Here is a 15,746-nt window from a genome sequence, read left to right on the forward strand (position 1 = left end):
CTCGGAGCTCAGCGCCGGGCCAGTGCCAGCACGCTCAGACCGAACATCAGGACACCCAGGGGGAAATGGACCGATGGCACGTGCGCGATGCCGAGTACGACCTGGACCGAGGCGAGCACGAGGAAACCCGACGCGTGCCGGACAGGCCGGGGCGGGCCGCCGCCCGGCTTCCACGCCAGTACCGCCGCGAGCACGTACAGCATCGTCGCCCCGTACATCACACGGGCTCCGACATCGTGCAGCACCTCTCCGTCGTAGGACGAGGTCACCAGCAGTCCGGGGAGAAGCTACGGCCGTGGGCGTGGTCGTAGCCCCGGTCTGCCGATTCATCTCCCACTGTTCCCCCCGTGTCCCTTGCGCATCACCCGAGTTGGCGTCGAACCTGAGCATCGTTCATGTCCTGCTCCGCCTCCCCGACCGGAGACACCCCCACCATGAGACGACTCCTCGGCGCCCTCACCGCTGCCGCCCTGACCCTCACCGGACTGACCGTGACGGCGGCGACGCCCGCCGCCGCCGCGGACTCCGGCTCCTTCAACGTGCTGACGTACAACATCGCGGGCCTCCCCCTGGGTCTCGGCGACAGCGACCCCGAGACCAACACCCCGCTGATCGGGCAGCGGCTCGGGCCGTACGACATCGTGAACGTGCAGGAGGACTTCAACTACCACGCCTCGCTGTACGCCAACGACAAGCACCCGTACCGCACGGCGACCAGCGGTGGCGCGGCCTTCGGCGACGGGCTCAACACCCTCTCGGACCACCCCTTCGAGGACTTCCAGCGGGTGAAGTGGAACGACTGCACCGGCACCAACTGCCTGACCCCCAAGGGCTTTTCGCTGGCACGGGTGAGGCTCGCGGAGGGCGTCTTCGTCGACCTCTACAACGTCCACACCAACGCGGACGCGACCGACGACGCGCTGGCCGCCCGCCGGGCCAACGTCGAGCAGCTCTCGGACTTCATCCAGACGCACTCGGCGGGCAACGCGGTGATCGTCATGGGGGACACGAACACGCGGTACACCCGCACCGGCGACAACATCCGCACCCTGCTGTCCGAGAACGGCCTGACGGACGCGTGGGTGAAGCTGGTGAGGGGCGGCACGCCCCCGGCCCAGGGCAGCGACGCACTGGTCTGCGACGCGGCGGCGCCGGCGGACGACTGCGAGGTCGTGGACAAGGTCCTCTACCGGGGCAGCAAGCTGCTGACCCTCACCGCGACCCGCTACGCCAACGACTGGAAATCCTTCCTCCGCTCCGACGGCAAGCACCTCTCCGACCACTTCCCGCACACGGTCGACTTCTCCTACACGCTCAACCCGTCCCTGCGGGCGAGCGACTTCTTCGGCGGCCCGCACGGCGCGGCCTTCAACGACGCGGACGACCTGCCGGCGAACCCCGCTCCCCGCACCCTCACCCTGCGCGGCGGCACCCGCCTGGACGCGGTGTCCCTGACCCACGACGGCGGTACGGCCCTGACCCACGGCGGCACGGGCGGCACGGCGACCTCTCTGACGCTGGCCCCGGGTGAGCACCTGACCTCGGTGAAGCTGACGCAGGGCCAGAAGGACGGCCGTACCCGGATCTTCTCGGCGTCCTTCACGACGGACAAGAACCGCACCCTGTCCGCCGGCACGGCCACGTCCGACGCGAAGACCTTCGCGGCCCCCTCCGGCTGGCAGATCGTGGGCTTCACGGGCCGCGCGGGCGGTGAGATCGACAAGCTGGGGGTGGTGTACGCGCCGATCCGCTGAGCCCGTACTACGCTCTTCCCTCATGCCCAGAGCCGGCCTCACCCCCGACCGCCTCGTCGCCGCCGCGGCCGACCTCGCCGACGAGGCCGGCCTGGACCACGTCACCCTCTCCGCCCTGGCCCGCCGCTTCGGGGTGAAGGACGCGAGCCTGTACACCCACGTCCGGAACCTGAAGGACCTGCGCACCCGCATGGCCCTCCTCGCGGGCGGCGAGATGATCGACCAGATCGCGGCGGCGGTCGAGGGGCGGGAGGCCGGCCGGGACACGCTCGGTGCCTTCGCCGGCGCCTACCGGGCCTACGCCCTGGAACACCCCGGCCGGTACGCGGCGACACAGATCCCGATGGACCCGGACCTCTTCACGGACTCCCCCGCGATGCGCCGCACGGCCGAGGTCACCTACGGCATGCTCCGCGCCTACGGCCTGGAGGAACCCGACCTCACCGACGCCGTACGCCTGCTGCGCAGCGCCTTCCACGGCTACTGCGCCCTGGAGTCCACCGGCGCCTTCGGCGCGCCCCGGGACGTACAGGCGTCCTGGGACAGGGCGATCGACGCCCTGCACGTACTGCTGCAGAACTGGCCCCGCGAGCAGAGGACGACCGATGCGTGACACAGCCGACTCCATAGCGCGGAGCTACGCCCTCGGCGCCGGGCCCTGGACCATGACCCCGGTCACCCGGGGCGCACTGGGCCAGATCTGGAAGCTCACCGGAAACGGGCCCTCGTGGGCCGTGAAGGAGCTTCTCTTCGGCTGCGACGAAGCGCAGGTCCGCCGCGAGGCCGCGCTCCGGGACTCCGCGGCCGACCTGGGCATCGCCTCGCCCCGTCTCCACCCCGACCGCCAGGGCGCGCACGTCTCCCGCCTCGGCTCCTCGAGCGGGTCCTGGGTGAAGCTGTACGACTGGGTCGACGGCACCCGGGCCGACGCGTCCGACCCGGACGTTTTGGACTGGTTCGGCCGGACCACGGCGCTGCTGCACCAGGCCGGTGAGGGCGCCGCCGAGACGCCGGGCGACTGGTACGAGCGGTGCCCTGGTGAGGCCGACTGGGAGGACGTCCTCAAGAAGGTGCGGGACGCCGGTCTGCCGTGGGCGGACGAACTGCGCCGGTTCATCGCCACGTCCGCGCCCCGGCTGGCGCACTGGGTGACTCCGTCGGCCCCCGGCGGCCTGGTGACCTCGCACCTCGACCTCCAGCCCCAGAACGTGCTGGTGGGCCCGGACGGACCGGTCCTCCTCGACTGGGACAACGCCGGGCCGATCTCGGCGGAACGGGAGTTCGCGCGGGCCGTGTACGTGTGGTCGGGCCGCAACGAGGTGGACATCGCGTCCGCCCGGCGTCTGGCGCGGGCGTACCGCGGTGCCGGGGGCCGGGCCGTGGTCACGGGCCCGGAGTCGTTCTCGATGCTCTTCGCCACGGACCTGAACTACATCCGTGTGCAGGCGGAGACGGCCGTCGATCCCGCCGTGACCGCCGCGCAGCGCGAGTTCGCGGGCGACCAGGTCGTCGCCTGCCTGCGGAGCCTGCCGGACCTCGCCGCCGTGTCGCTGCTGGTCGCCGCGCTCGGCATCTGACCTACGGGGTGCCCTGGCGGGCCACTTCCCCGTACGACGGTGTCAGCCCTACCGGCGTCCGGCCGGCCCGGATCTCCGCCACCGCCTCCAGCGCCGCGCCCAGCGCCCGCCGGTACAGCAGCGACCCGAGGCTGATCCGGCGTACGCCGACGTCCGCGAGGTGGGGGACGGAGGGGCCGTCCGGCGAGTAGAGGACGTTGAGGGGCGCGTGCACGTGGCGCACCAGGGCGGTGATCTGCCGCAGGTCGGTGAGACCGGGGACGAACACGCCGTCCGCGCCCGCCTGTTGGTAGGCGTCGAGCCGCGCGAAGGTGTCCCCGGAGTCGCCGTCGCCGAGCCAGTGGGTGTCGGTGCGGGCGTTGACGAAGAGGCCGGGGACAGTCTCCTTGACGGCGGCGATCTTCGCCGCGTGCCGGTCGGCGGGCCCGAGGGTGTCCTCCAGGTTGATGCCGACGACCCCGACGGCGTACAGCTCGCGCGCGAACTCCGCCACCTCGTCCGGGTCCTCGCTGAATCCGGCCTCGGCGTCGACGGACACCAGGAACGGCTCCGAGCCGAGGGCGGAGGCCAGCCGCAGCGTCTCCGCACGGCTCGCCGCCGCGCCGTCAGGCAGTCCCGCCGCCGCGGCGACGCCCAGGCTCGTCGTCCCGATCGCCCGGAACCCCTGCCCGGCCAGCGCCCGCGCGGACGCGCAGTCCCAGGCGTTGGGCAGCAGGAGCGGCTCCTCGGCGTGGTGGAGGTCCGCGAAGGCGGCGACGGCCCCGGCGGGAGGTGTCTGCTTCGGGTGAGCGGTCATGGGGCCACGCTAGGCGCGGATCGCTTCGGCACGGACCGAAGCGTCAGGCCGTGAGAGGCGCTACGTCCACTCCCGAGTCGTCCAGCCGGACCCGCACCGCGCCCCCGTCGCTCCAGTGGACCTCGATCACCCCGTCGGCGTCCGTCCGCACGGACACCAGCTCCGCCAGCGGAACCGGATCCGGCTCCCCCGTCAGCCGGGCCAGGGCGACGAAGAGCGTGGCGCCCTCGCCGGTGACGCCGGTGAGGGCGTCGTCGAGTCCGGCCGCGGGCAGGAGTTCGGCCCGCAGGCCCTCCCCCTCCGGCCAGCCGGTCACCCGCACCGGCGTTCCCGGTTCCGCCCCGGACACCAGATGCGCCCGCACCTCCGCCGCCCCGTGCGCCAGGACCACGCTCGTCACCCGGGCTCCCCCGCCCGCCGTGTGCCGCGAGGCCACCCAGTCCTCGCCGAAGCCCAGCGGTTCGATGCCGGTCCGGGTCGGGTCGTCGGCGACGAGCACGCTGTTGTCACAGGACGAGGAGGACAACGGCGTCGGGGCCGTCACGGTCGAGTAGGCCAGGCGCGTGTAGTACGGGTCGTAGCGGACGTCCTCGCTGCCGTGGTTGTGGAGGCGGACCACACCGTCGGAACGGGTGGACTGGAGCAGCCAGTTGGGAGGGCCGAGGGGGGTGACGGAGTCCGCGCGCTCGGCCGGGGCCAGTTCCTCCGGCGCCGTCCACACCTCGTGGCCGGGCGGCAGGAGCAGGCCGAGGAAGCCCTTGCTCGCCCAGTACGGGGAGGCCGGGCCCGAGTAGCCCTGGAGGACGGACTCGTCGGGGCCGTGCCAGCCCAGGGACAGCAGGCCCCGGTCGTCGACCGCGCCCCGGTCGAGGAAGTAGCGCAGGGCACCGGAAGCCAGGCGCCGGGTCTCGCCCGGGGAGAGCGGCGTACGGCCGGTCAGGGCGCCCAGCCACAGCGGTGCCGTCGTCGCGAAGCGGTAGGTGAGGGAGCGGCCCTGGTGCATGGGTGCGCCGTCGCCGCCGAACAGGCGGGCGTAATCGGAGAGATGGCGTTCGAGGCGCGCTCCGTACAGGTCGAGCAGGCGCTCGTCCCGCTCCAGCCAGGCGTGCAGCACCGGGTAGAGGTGCATGGCCCAGCCGTTGTAGTAGTCGAACTTGCGGCCGTCGCCGTCGGTGTACCAGCCGTCGCCCACGTACCACTGCTCGATGCGCTCCAGACCGCGGTCGATCGCCGCGCGGGACGCGTCCGGCTCGTGGCCGATCTCGGCCAGGAAGCCGCCCACCGTGACCGGGAAGAGCTCCCAGTTGCAGGGCCAGGCCTCGGCGGTGAGCGCGTCGCCGAGCCAGGCCGCCGCCCGCTGGCGTACTCCGTCGTCCAGCCGGTCCCACAGCAGCTCCCGCGTCAGCCGCAGGGCGAGTGCGATCGACGCCGCCTCCACCAGGGGCTGGCTGCGGTCCTCGATGCGGGGCCAGACTCCCGAGACGCCGGCGGCCAGCCCGTCGGCGTAGCGCTCCAGGGCCTTCTCGTCGCGGCGGAAGGCGGCCAGCAGCAGCGTGCGAGCGTAGCCCTCCAGGCCGTCCGAGAGGCGGCCCGACCAGCTGGTCCGGTCACCGGGCAGGTGATACAGCGCGCGGTCCTCGGTCGCGTAGGGCTCGACGGCGGAGAGCAGGGCGTCGGCCGCCGCCTCCCAGTGAGCGCGGGTGTAGCCGGTGTACGCGGAGGTCGTGCGGTCGGCGGGCGGCAGCTGCATCGCGTCTCTTTCGTGCTGGGACAGGTCGGAAACGGTTGGACCTGGAGCGCCCCGGTTCCGGTCGGGGCGCCCCAGGGGTTCATCCCACCCGCACCTTGCCCTTCGGCACCAGATGCTGGGTGACGAGTTCGTCGCGAACCAGGCCCGCGTAGGCCGTGGCACCGCGCACGGAGGTGTGCGTGTTGTCCCGCGCCTCGTTGTAGAGGTACAGGGACTTGGAGGCCTCCACACCCAGCGACTCGACGAGTGCCTTCGTCTTCGCCGTGAGGTCGATCAGCGGGACGTCCCGCGCGGCCGCGACGGAGCGCGTGACCGCCGGGTGGTCGACGCCCAGGCCGTTGACCAGGAGCGCGGTTCCGTTGTTCAGCGTGCCGTCGGCGCTGAACCAGCGTCGCACGATGGGAGTGACAAGGACCGGCTGTCCGCCCCGCTCCCGGACTCCCGCCACCAGGGTCTCCAGGTTGGCCCGGTAGGTGGCCTCGTCCGTGGTCTTGTCGTTGTGGGCGAGCTGGACGAGGACCAGGTCGCCGCGGCGGATCAGGGGCCGTACGGTGGCCCACAACCGCGGGTTCCCGAGAAACGTGACCGTACTCTCGCCGGAATCGGCGTAGTTGGCGACGGACAGGCCCTTGCCGAGGTACTGGGGCAACTGCTGGCCCCAGCCGGAGTACGGGTCGCCGGGCTGGTCGCAGACGGTGGAGTCGCCGACCAGGAAAATCTGCCGGGTGTGCCGGGCCGGGGTGACCTTGATGCCGGCCAGGGCGGGGGCGGAGCCACCGATCCGCAGGTCGAGGCCGGGGGTTCCGTCGGGGCCGGTGGGCTCGCCCTCGGGGGTGCGGACGTTCACGGTGAAGCTGCGGGTGACGCGCTCGCCCGCCGGTGCGGCCGTCTCCGGCAGCAGCGACCGGCGGGTCTCGCCGCTGATGCTCGTGGCGGACGCGGTCTTCCCGCCGAGCACGACCCGCACGTCGTACGTGCCGGGCGGGACGTCGAAGTGGCAGGCGTCGGCGGTGCACTGCCCGAGGCCCGGCCTGCCGCCCTCCCCCACGCTCGAACCGCCTCGCGCGGGGGGACCCCCATCGCCCGCGTGGGCGGGTACGGCGGACAGGGCGGTGCTCAGCGTCACAGCGGCCAGCAGGGCGATGTTGAAACGTCTCACTCGCAACTCCTCCGTCACGGCGACAGGGCCAGGCGGCTGAACGTATCGCCTCCGGCAAGCGCTTTCTAGACCTGAGCGCGATTTCACGAAGATGCTGCCACCAGACGCGCGAAAGCCCTTTCACGAAATCGATTCAGCTGTCACTCTCGCTCACACCCCACCCCCCACCAGCACCTCCCGGAGGAGGCACCCCCATGTCCGGATCCGCAAAGAGACCGGTCGGCCGCCGCGCCCTCGTCCTCGGCGCCGGATACGTGCCGGCGAGCGGCCAGGGCAAGGTCGCCGGCGTCGGGATATCCGGCCGGAACACGGCGTACCCGTACACGGTCGGGCTGGCCGACGCGGCGGCGCAGTACTGGGCTTCGGCGCGTTCCTCGGACGGCTACTTCTCCGTCCCGGGTGTGTTGCCGGGCACGTACACGCTGACCGTCCTCAAGGGCGAACTGGCGGTGTACACCACCTCGGTGAGCGTGTCGGCGGGCGGCACGACCACCCTGAACACCATCGCGATCCCGTCCTCCAACGACCCGTCGAACGCGAGCGCGATCTGACGGATCGGCGACCGGAACGGCACGCCGGGCGGGTTCAAGAACGCGGACCTGATGACGTACGCGCATCCGTCCGACGTCCGGGCGGCGTCCTGGACCGGCAACGTGGTGATCGGCGACAACGAGACGGCGTCCTTCCCCTGCTACCTCTGGAAGGACGTCAACAGCGGTCTGCTCGTGTACTTCAGGCTCACCGCCGCCCAGGCCGCCGCGGCGCGCACCCTGCGCATCGGGGTGACGACGGCGTACGCCAACGGCCGCCCGCAGGTGACGGTCAACGACGCCTGGACGTCCGCCGTCCCCTCCCCGCCCACCCAGCCGAACACCCGGTCGCTGACCAACGGTTCGTACCGCGGCAACAACCACACGTTCACGTACAGCGTCCCGGCGTCCGCCTGGAGGACGGACCCGAGTCAGTACAACGTGCTCAGGATCGACGTGGTGAGCGGGTCGGGGGCGACCGGCTTCCTCAGCGCGGGGACGGCGATCGACGCGATCGACCTGCTGGCCTAGGACAGGCCCCAGGGTCTGCCGACGTCGTCATGTCCCGCGCGTCCACTGCTGGTTGGTGCCTCCGTTGCACGTGTACGTGATGAGCGCGGCGCCGTTGGCGGTGGACCCGCCGTTCACGTCCAGGCACTCGCCGCTCGCGCGCGACTTGACGTTCACGTACGAGCCGGTGGTGGTCAGCGACCACTGCTGGCTCGTCGCGGAGGCGTTGCAGTTCTCCTGCGTGACCGTGCTCGCGTTCTCCCGCACGCACAGGGAGCTGTTCCTCACCATCAGCTGGTAGTAACCGCTCCCGAGGGACTTGAACCAGTACTTCTGGTTGGTGCCGCCGTTGCAGTCGTACTGCTTGAGCTGGGCTCCCGCCCACAGCGACTGGCTGGTCACGTCCGCGCACTTGGACGAGTGGCGGGCGATGAGGGTGTTGTACGTGGCGCCCGTGCCGGAGACGGTCCCGGCGGCCGTGTCGATGGTGACCTCCGGCGACCAGGACATGGACATCGTGGTCGAGTTGGAGAAGGTCAGCGGCAGCCACACGTACCGCGAGTCGTTGACGGTCCCGCCGAAGGAGTTGCCCCAGCGGTCGCCCATGTAGAGGTACGAGGTGCCCGAACTGCCCTGTACCGGAAGGACGTAGGCGGTCTGCGAGCCGAACGTCGTCGAGTCGCCGATGTTCTTCATGGCCGACCAGGGGCCGGCGATGCTGGTGGCCGTGGCGTACTGCTGCTGGTTGGGGTTCCAGCCCGTGGCGCCCGAGGTCAGCATGAAGTACACGCCGTTCCGCTTGAACAGCGCTGGGGCCTCGCGGTGGCCGCCCGGCCAGGGGTTGGCGACCAGGCTCGCGATGCCGGTGTAGTCGGCGGTGAGGCGGTAGATCTGGAGGTCGTAGTTCTCGCGGGCGGCGGAGATCATGTACCCGGCGCCGTCGGTGTCGGTGAAGACCGTGATGTCGCGGGACATGTGCTGGCCGAGGGGACGGAAGCTGCCCTTCCAGGTGTAGTCGCCGTCCACGGTGTCGGAGACGGCGACGGCCGCGCGGGCCTCGCTGTAGTCGGTGCCGTTCTCCTTGTGCATCCACATCACGAACTTGCCGGTGGAGGCGTTGTACATGACCTTCGGCCGCTCGATGTTGGCGGTCGCCAGCTCCGGGTCGCTGGCCTCGGTCAGGACGTGGTTGCGGAACTCCCAGTTCTTCAGGTCGGTCGAGCGGTAGGCGTCGACGTACCGGAAGGTGTTGTCGGCGTTGCGGTGCTCGCCGAACCAGTAGTAGTACGAGCCGACCTTGATGACCCCGCCGCCGTGCGCGTGGACGGGGTTGCCCGAGGTGTCGGTGAACTGGGTGCCGTTGGTGAGGGTCTGGGGCGCGGCCTGGGCGGGGCCGGCGGTGGCGAGGGCGCCGGCCAGCGCCAGGCACAGGGCGAGGAGGACCGCGTACGCGCGTCTCATCTCAGTCACCCGCCTTCACGGTGTCCGCGACCGGGATGCCGAAGTCCGGGGTGCCGTCCGGCTTCCAGCCGAGCTTCTGGATGCGGGTGTGGCGGTTGGGGTCGTTCAGCGGGTCGCCGTTGATCTCCTTGTACTGGCGGGCGTGGTAGACGAGGACGTCGGTGCGGCCGTCCTCGGCGACGGTGAAGCAGTTGTGGCCGGGGCCGTACTGCTTGGTCGTGTCGTTGCTGGTGAAGACCGGCGTCGGCGACTTGGTCCAGCTCATGGGGTCCAGGAGGTGGCTGTCGGCGTCCGCGGTCAGCAGGCCCATGCAGTAGTTGAAGTCGGTGGCGCTGGCCGAGTACGTCATGAAGAGGCGGCCGTTGCGCTTGATGACGTACGGGCCCTCGTTGACCTTGAAGCCGATGCGCTCCCAGTCGTACTCGGGGGTGGAGAGCCGCACCTGCGGGCCCTTCAGGGTCCAGGGGTTCGCCATCTCGGACAGGAAGATGCCGGTGTTGTTGTCCATTCCGGGCTCGTGCTGCGCCCAGGCGAGGTAGCGCTTGCCGCGGTGGGTGAAGGTCGTGGCGTCCAGGGAGAACGTCTCCCAGGCCGTCTTCACCTGGCCCTTCTCCACCCAGGTGCCCTTGAACGGGTTGGGATGGGCGTTCTCCAGCACCCATATGCGGATCGCCCACACGTCCTCCGCGGGCGCCGCGGCGAAGTAGATGTACCACTTGCCGCCGATGCGGTGCAGTTCCGGCGCCCAGATGTGCGCGCCCATGTCGCCCGTGGGGTGGGCGCGCCAGATCACGGACTCGTCCGCCGTGCCCAGGCCGTTCAGGGTCCGGGAGCGGCGCAGGATGATGCGGTCGTACTCGGGGGCGGTGGCGGTGAAGTAGTAGAAGCCGTCCTTGTGCCGGTTGATGTGCGGGTCGGCCCGGTTGCGGACGAGCGGGTTCACGAAGGGGGCCGGCTTCGGGGGCCCGGCGGGGGTGGCGGCCTGGGCCACACCCGGGACGGCGGGGACGGCGGCCAGGGCACCGGCGGCTGCGGCGCCCTTCAACAGCAGCCTGCGGCTGGGGGGTTCGGGCAGAGCGTGGTCGCGGTCGCGGCTCATGCGGTGGGGCCTGCCTCTCACTGGGGGACACACGGCGTTGTCTGATGCGTCGTCTGACATTTCGAACACCATCTGTCATTACGAACGCCGAAAAGGTAAGGGTGTGCCACGTGGAGGTCAACGGGTCTGACGGGACGAAGAGAGCGGCCGGGTCGTCAAGGCCGCCGAAACCCGAAGCTCCCGCCCGGCAACCTTTCCCGCCCCGGCGGCCACTGGTGAGTCGGAAGCACGCATTCTCCTGAACCACGTAAGGACTCATCCGTGGCATCCCATTCCCGCCGCCGTCCCCTCCGCAAGCGGCGCACGGCCCTCGTCTGCGCCGTCGCCGTTACAGCGGTGGGAGTTCTGCTGTCCCTGGTGATGGCACTCCGCCCCGACGGCGAGTCGAACGCCGTGCGAGCCGCTGCCGAGCCGGCCGTCGGCAGCCAGTCGAGTGCCCCGGCCACGGCACCGGAACAGAAGTCCAAGCCCAAGCCCAAGCCGAAACCGAAGCCGAAGCCGAAGCCGAAGCCGTCCAAGGCATCCCCGACACCGACCGCGACCACCCCGTCGGCGCGGCGGCCCTCGCCCACCAGCGCCCCGCCGTCCTCACCACGGCCGGCGTCCGGCACGGCACCGCTGGCGGGGCGCATCCAGCCCCAGGTCGCCTACAAGGGAGTCGCCACCCACTACGACGCCGCCGACGGCGACGGGGCCTGCCTGTACGGCCCGAGCCCCGACCTCATGGTCGCGGCGATGAACCACACCGACTACGAGACGTCCAAGGCGTGCGGCGCGCACATCCTCGTCCGGGCGGCGAACGGCGCCTCCGTCACGGTCCGGATCACCAACGAATGCCCGCTGCCCTGCGCCCCCGGCCAACTCGACCTCAGCAAAGAGGCCTTCGCCAAGCTCGCCGGCCTCTCCGCCGGCCGGATCCCGATCACCTGGAGCCTGCTGAGCCCCAGCACGTCCGACACCGTCTCGATCCGCTACAAGACCGGCTCCAGCCGCCACTGGTGCGGCATCCAGGCACTCGGCCACCGCAACCCGCTGGCCCGGCTGGAGGTCAGGAGCGGCAGCGGATGGACCCGGCTGACCCGGACCGAGTACAACTACTTCCTCTCCCCCGACGGCACGGGCTGCGGCGGCCCCCTCAGGCTCACCGACATCTACGGCGAACAACTCACCGTCGACGGGCTCACGGTCCGCCCGGACGCCGTACAGCCGACGCGTGTGCAGTTCGCCCGGCACTGAGCGGCCGAACGGAAACCGCCGACTTTCTGTTATCGGCCGCCTGCCGCCCGCGTCTCCCCTCCCGTGCGCAGTCTCACCCACACCACAGCAGCGGCCGCCGGTGTCCTCGCGGCGGTCGCGTCCCTGCTCGTCGCTCCCCCGGCGGTGGCCGCCGGCCCGCGGGACGTCACCGCCGACGTGCTGGCCGACCGGGACGTGACGCTCACCGGCGACACGGTCGTCAGCGTGCCGCCCGGGACGACGACGTACGACGGCGTGTTCCGCGGCGAGGGCACGCTCACGGTGCGCGGCAGCGGGACCCTGGTTCTCACCGAGGACAGCGACTTCACGCTCCCGGAGTCCCGGCGGCGGCAGCGGGTGCGGACGCTGGGCGGGAACCATCCGTACGTCACCGTCACCGACCCCGACCCGCCGGCCGTCACGGTGGAGCGCGGCGCGACGCTCCAGTACGGCAACGGCGGTACGACGGGGCTGATCGGCCGCTTCCCGTACAACACCCCGGCGTTCCGCCTCAACCAGGACAACATCCGGGTCGACGGCACCCTGCGGCTGTCGCTGAGGAGCGCGTACAACCTGGGCACCATCAGCGGCTCCGGGCTGATCACCCAGCCGAGGTTCCTGTGGGGCACCTGGGACCTGTCGGGCACGCACCCCTTCTCCGGGGCGATCGACAACGGCACGCAGCTGAACGCCGGCCGTTCGGAGTACGCGACCTCGCTGCCGAACGTCCGCAAGGTCCTCAACCAGGGCACCTGGACCGTCGACACGCCCCTGGGCCGGACCGTCACGATGGGCATGGACTTCTACCAGCGCGAGTACGGCAGCGACATCAACGTCCAGTCGCGGCCCGGCGGCAAGGTGATCCTGACCGGCCGGTACAGCTGGTCGGACCGGGGCGGCGACAGCGACCCGTCGCTCAGTGACCCGGCCCTCAACTGGACGCCGGCGCGCAAGAACGTCAACAAGCGCGGCACCAACATCAAGGGCGCGAACGTCCAGTGGGGCGACGGCACCACGAACAGGATCTTCATGCCGGGCACGGCCGAGACGGTCTACATCAACCTCCTGGCCGCCCGCTCCCGTTCCCGCCTCACCTTCGACTACGACGGCCCGGTGACGCTCGGCGCTCCCATCGGCGGCGGCAGATTCCACGACACCCTCTCGGCCCCCGGCGCCGGCGACATCGTCATCGCCGGCACTCCCGGCAACGACGTGACCTTCGCGGCGGTCCAGTACTACGACGGCTCGACGACGGTGGAGAAGGGGGCGGTGCTGCGCCTGGGCAGCGGGAAGCGCGGCGCAGACGGCGGGCTGTACACGGCCGGCGCCCGCTACAGGGTCGTCAACGACGGCTCACTCGTCCTGCGCAACACGAACCGGCCCCTCACCCTGTCCCGCATCGGCGGCAGCGGCTCGCTCACCCAGTCGGGAGCCGCCACGACGACGCTGACGGGGCCCGCCGTCACGTACACCGGGACGACCACCGTCTCCAGGGGCACACTGGCCCTGCGGAAAGGCGCCACGCTCACTCGCAGCAGGGCGATACGGCTCACGGCGGCCGGGGCGCGACTGGACGCCGGCCCCGCGGGTCTGCGCGTCGCGACCACACTCACCGGCAAGGGCACGGTCGCGGGAGCGGTGACGAACGAAGGTGCCGTGACGACCGGCCTCACCGTGAACGGTGCCTACACGCAGACCTCGAAGGGCACCCTGGTCCTGCGCGGCGAGCCGCTGAAGGTGACGGGGACGGTACGGCTGGCCGGCGACCTCGACGTCTCGTCCACCGGAGACCGGGGCCGGTCCGCTCGTGAGATCACCGTCCTCGACCACAAGGGCGACGGCAGGATCTCGGGAACCTTCAGGGGGCTGAGTCAGGGCGCCCGCCTGAAGCTCGGCGACATCACCTACCGCATCGACTACCGGGCGGGAGACGGGAACGACGTCGTCCTGACCGCGGCAACCACCCCGAGTCCCTCCCCGACCGCGCCCGAGGCGTCCGCGTCCGGCGCCGTGGCACCCCGGAGCGCCGGCACGTCGCAGGACGTCGGCTTCGGCTGGTGGCCGTACGCACTCGGGCTGGCCCTCGTCGTCAGCCTCGCCGTACCGATGGCGACGCGACGCGGCCGGGGCCGCCGACGCGCCGGGCGGCACGCGGCCCGCGCGCGGCAGTGAGGCTCACAGCTCGGACTCGCCCCACGACGTGACGACCACGTCGTCGCCGACGGACACCCTGCCGGGCCGCAGCACGGCGAACTTCGCGCCGAAGGCGACGCCGCCCTCGAACGCCCGCCGGTAGCCGGCGAGGGTGCGCAGCGGTTCCGGGGCCCGCCTTGGCCCCTTCCTGCTCGACCAGGGTGACGGCGCACCGGATGGCGAGCTTGGCATAGCCCAGTTCGGTGGCGTCGATTCTCCCGTCACAACGGCCACCTCGACGTCGTGCGCGAACTCGTCGACGGACAGACCGGCGTCTAGCTCCGCGACACGCTTCAGGCCGCCGCCTCCCGCCGCCCCCGCAGCCACACGTACACCGGGATCCCGGCGAACAGGAACAGCACGCCCTGGTAGACGGCCGCGTATCCGGCGCCCGCGATCAGCCAGAAGGAGAAGCCGAAGGAGAGGACGGCGACGGTCAGGTCGCGGGCGAGGCCCGCGGGGCGGACTCGGGCGCGGGTGCCGCGGGCCAGCCAGTAGAGCTGGGCCGCCGCCGACAGCAGGTACGGCACGCAGCCGGTGAACGTGGTGATCAGGACGAGGACGCGGAACGTGGTGTCCGGGCCCGCCGTGTAGTTGAGGGCGATGAGGAGCGTGCCGAGGATCGCGCAGGCCCAGACGCCGAAGCCGGGGACGCCGCCCTTGCCGACCCGGGCGAAGGGCGCGGGGAAGAGACCGTCGCGCGCGGCGGCGTACGGCATCTGCGCGGCCATGAGGATCCAGCCGTTGAGACAGCCGGTGATCGAGACGACGGCGACCAGGGCGATGGCCGTGCCGCCCCAGGAGCTGCCGGTGAGGGCGTTCACCGCGTCGGCGAACGGGGCGCCCGAGTCGACGAGTTCGCCGTGCGGGACGAGGCCGAAGACGGCGACCGTGCCGAGGATGTAGACCAGGGCCGAGGCCAGCGTGCCGAGGACGCTCGCACGGGCGACCGTGCGCTCGGGGTCGCGGACCTCGCCCGCGCTGACCGCGGCCGACTCGACCCCGAGGAAGCTGTACAGCAGCAGCGCGGCGGAGGCGGCCAGCGCGCCGGAGACGCTCTGTCCGGAGGCGTTGAACGGGCCGAAGTTGTCCGCGTCGACGAAGAACAGGCCGACGGTGGCCAGCAGGAGCAGCGGTACGAACTTCAGGATCGTGGAGACGACCTGCACCGTGCCGACCCAGCGGGTGCCCGCGAAGTTGGCGGCGGCGGGCAGCCAGAGAGCTGCCATGGCGACGGCTGCCTGGAGGGCGTGGTTGCCGTGCAGGGGTATCAGGACGTCGACGTAGCCGACGACGGCGACGGCCAGGGCGGCGATGCTGACCCAGCACATCGTCCAGTACGACCAGGCCGACAGGAACCCGGCGAACTCGCCGAACGCGTCCCGCGGGTAGACGTACAGCCCGCCGGTGACCGGGCTGCGCCGCGCCAGCCTGCCGAAGAGCAGGGCGAGCAGCACGGCTCCGACCGAGAGCACGACGAACGCGAGCAGACTGATCGTGCCGTAGGGGGCGACGGTGGCGGGCAGGGCGAAGATGCCGCCGCCGATGATGTTGCCCATGACGAGGGCCGTGGCGGCGGCGAGGCCGAAGGTGCGGCGGGGCGCGGGCGCCGGGGCCGGCTCGACGGGATCGGCGGCCTCGGCGGGGCTGGGGACGGTCATGGGCGTTCCTGACGAGCGGA

Annotated in this window: 11 protein-coding genes and 3 pseudogenes; 6 read left to right on the forward strand and 8 right to left on the reverse strand. The window is 71.6% G+C overall.

The features are described 5' to 3' along the window. Positions 1 to 8 precede the first annotated feature (8 nt). A pseudogene (locus ACWD1U_RS01655) lies at positions 9 to 278 on the reverse strand (hypothetical protein); the annotation flags it as partial. A 156-nt stretch (positions 279 to 434) separates the two neighbouring features. Here ACWD1U_RS01655 and ACWD1U_RS01660 point away from each other — a divergent pair. From ACWD1U_RS01660 to ACWD1U_RS01670, 3 genes are read left to right on the forward strand one after another with little or no spacing between them, the layout of a single operon-like run. Then, on the forward strand, positions 435 to 1,754 hold the full coding sequence (locus ACWD1U_RS01660; RefSeq protein WP_451103659.1) for a jacalin-like lectin: 1,320 nt from the start codon (positions 435 to 437) through the stop codon (positions 1,752 to 1,754). Positions 1,755 to 1,776: 22 nt separating this feature from the next. Beyond that, positions 1,777 to 2,367 carry a TetR/AcrR family transcriptional regulator gene (locus ACWD1U_RS01665; RefSeq protein ID WP_451103660.1) on the forward strand — a complete coding sequence of 197 codons (591 nt, stop codon included), beginning with the start codon at positions 1,777 to 1,779 and terminating at the stop codon, positions 2,365 to 2,367. Further along, complete coding sequence (locus ACWD1U_RS01670) at positions 2,360 to 3,331, forward strand: phosphotransferase enzyme family protein (protein WP_451103661.1); 972 nt, start codon at positions 2,360 to 2,362, stop codon at positions 3,329 to 3,331. The genes ACWD1U_RS01665 and ACWD1U_RS01670 overlap by 8 nt, the downstream gene beginning before the upstream one ends. A 1-nt stretch (position 3,332) precedes the next feature. Here ACWD1U_RS01670 and ACWD1U_RS01675 read toward each other — a convergent pair whose 3' ends face one another. From ACWD1U_RS01675 to ACWD1U_RS01685, 3 genes are all read right to left on the reverse strand, one after another. Continuing rightward, a complete protein-coding gene (locus tag ACWD1U_RS01675; RefSeq protein ID WP_451103662.1) occupies positions 3,333 to 4,127 on the reverse strand; it encodes an isocitrate lyase/PEP mutase family protein in 795 nt (264 codons plus the stop codon). A 43-nt stretch (positions 4,128 to 4,170) separates the two neighbouring features. Further along, positions 4,171 to 5,877 carry a DUF2264 domain-containing protein gene (locus ACWD1U_RS01680; protein WP_451103663.1) on the reverse strand — a complete coding sequence of 569 codons (1,707 nt, stop codon included), beginning with the start codon at positions 5,875 to 5,877 and terminating at the stop codon, positions 4,171 to 4,173. 79 nt (positions 5,878 to 5,956) lie between these two features. Further along, positions 5,957 to 7,036, reverse strand: coding sequence for a rhamnogalacturonan acetylesterase (locus ACWD1U_RS01685; protein WP_451103664.1), 1,080 nt, complete (start codon positions 7,034 to 7,036; stop codon positions 5,957 to 5,959). A gap of 245 nt (positions 7,037 to 7,281) precedes the next feature. Here ACWD1U_RS01685 and ACWD1U_RS01690 point away from each other — a divergent pair. Next, positions 7,282 to 8,097, forward strand: a pseudogene (locus ACWD1U_RS01690) (polysaccharide lyase family protein); the annotation flags it as partial. 27 nt (positions 8,098 to 8,124) lie between these two features. Here the strand turns inward: ACWD1U_RS01690 and ACWD1U_RS01695 are convergent. Further along, positions 8,125 to 9,537 carry an RICIN domain-containing protein gene (locus ACWD1U_RS01695; RefSeq protein WP_451103961.1) on the reverse strand — a complete coding sequence of 471 codons (1,413 nt, stop codon included), beginning with the start codon at positions 9,535 to 9,537 and terminating at the stop codon, positions 8,125 to 8,127. A gap of 1 nt (position 9,538) precedes the next feature. Further along, positions 9,539 to 10,636, reverse strand: a complete 1,098-nt coding sequence (locus ACWD1U_RS01700) for a glycoside hydrolase family 43 protein (RefSeq protein ID WP_451103665.1) — start codon at positions 10,634 to 10,636, stop codon at positions 9,539 to 9,541. A 261-nt stretch (positions 10,637 to 10,897) separates the two neighbouring features. On the opposite strand from ACWD1U_RS01700, the gene ACWD1U_RS01705 reads away from it, so the two are divergent. Together ACWD1U_RS01705 and ACWD1U_RS01710 are read left to right on the forward strand one after the other, a co-directional pair. After that, complete coding sequence (locus ACWD1U_RS01705; protein ID WP_451103666.1) at positions 10,898 to 11,872, forward strand: expansin EXLX1 family cellulose-binding protein; 975 nt, start codon at positions 10,898 to 10,900, stop codon at positions 11,870 to 11,872. 63 nt (positions 11,873 to 11,935) lie between these two features. After that, positions 11,936 to 14,044 carry an autotransporter-associated beta strand repeat-containing protein gene (locus tag ACWD1U_RS01710; protein WP_451103667.1) on the forward strand — a complete coding sequence of 703 codons (2,109 nt, stop codon included), beginning with the start codon at positions 11,936 to 11,938 and terminating at the stop codon, positions 14,042 to 14,044. Positions 14,045 to 14,047: 3 nt separating this feature from the next. Here ACWD1U_RS01710 and ACWD1U_RS01715 read toward each other — a convergent pair. Next, a pseudogene (locus ACWD1U_RS01715) lies at positions 14,048 to 14,279 on the reverse strand (MOSC domain-containing protein); the annotation flags it as partial. Between the two features lie 79 nt (positions 14,280 to 14,358). Beyond that, positions 14,359 to 15,726 carry an amino acid permease gene (locus ACWD1U_RS01720; protein ID WP_451103668.1) on the reverse strand — a complete coding sequence of 456 codons (1,368 nt, stop codon included), beginning with the start codon at positions 15,724 to 15,726 and terminating at the stop codon, positions 14,359 to 14,361. Positions 15,727 to 15,746: the final 20 nt, after the last annotated feature.

Source organism: Streptomyces sp. NPDC002788, from assembly GCF_053592115.1.

What these genes read in the sequence shown, in the direction of transcription:
- ACWD1U_RS01660 (WP_451103659.1), top strand. Translation starts at nt 435, where the DNA reads ATGAGACGACTCCTCGGCGCCCTCACCGCTGCCGCCCTGACCCTCACC.
- ACWD1U_RS01665 (WP_451103660.1), top strand. Translation starts at nt 1,777, where the DNA reads ATGCCCAGAGCCGGCCTCACCCCCGACCGCCTCGTCGCCGCCGCGGCC.
- ACWD1U_RS01670 (WP_451103661.1), top strand. Translation starts at nt 2,360, where the DNA reads ATGCGTGACACAGCCGACTCCATAGCGCGGAGCTACGCCCTCGGCGCC.
- ACWD1U_RS01675 (WP_451103662.1), bottom strand. Translation starts at nt 4,127, where the DNA reads ATGACCGCTCACCCGAAGCAGACACCTCCCGCCGGGGCCGTCGCCGCC.
- ACWD1U_RS01680 (WP_451103663.1), bottom strand. Translation starts at nt 5,877, where the DNA reads ATGCAGCTGCCGCCCGCCGACCGCACGACCTCCGCGTACACCGGCTAC.
- ACWD1U_RS01695 (WP_451103961.1), bottom strand. Translation starts at nt 9,537, where the DNA reads ATGAGACGCGCGTACGCGGTCCTCCTCGCCCTGTGCCTGGCGCTGGCC.
- ACWD1U_RS01700 (WP_451103665.1), bottom strand. Translation starts at nt 10,636, where the DNA reads ATGAGCCGCGACCGCGACCACGCTCTGCCCGAACCCCCCAGCCGCAGG.
- ACWD1U_RS01720 (WP_451103668.1), bottom strand. Translation starts at nt 15,726, where the DNA reads ATGACCGTCCCCAGCCCCGCCGAGGCCGCCGATCCCGTCGAGCCGGCC.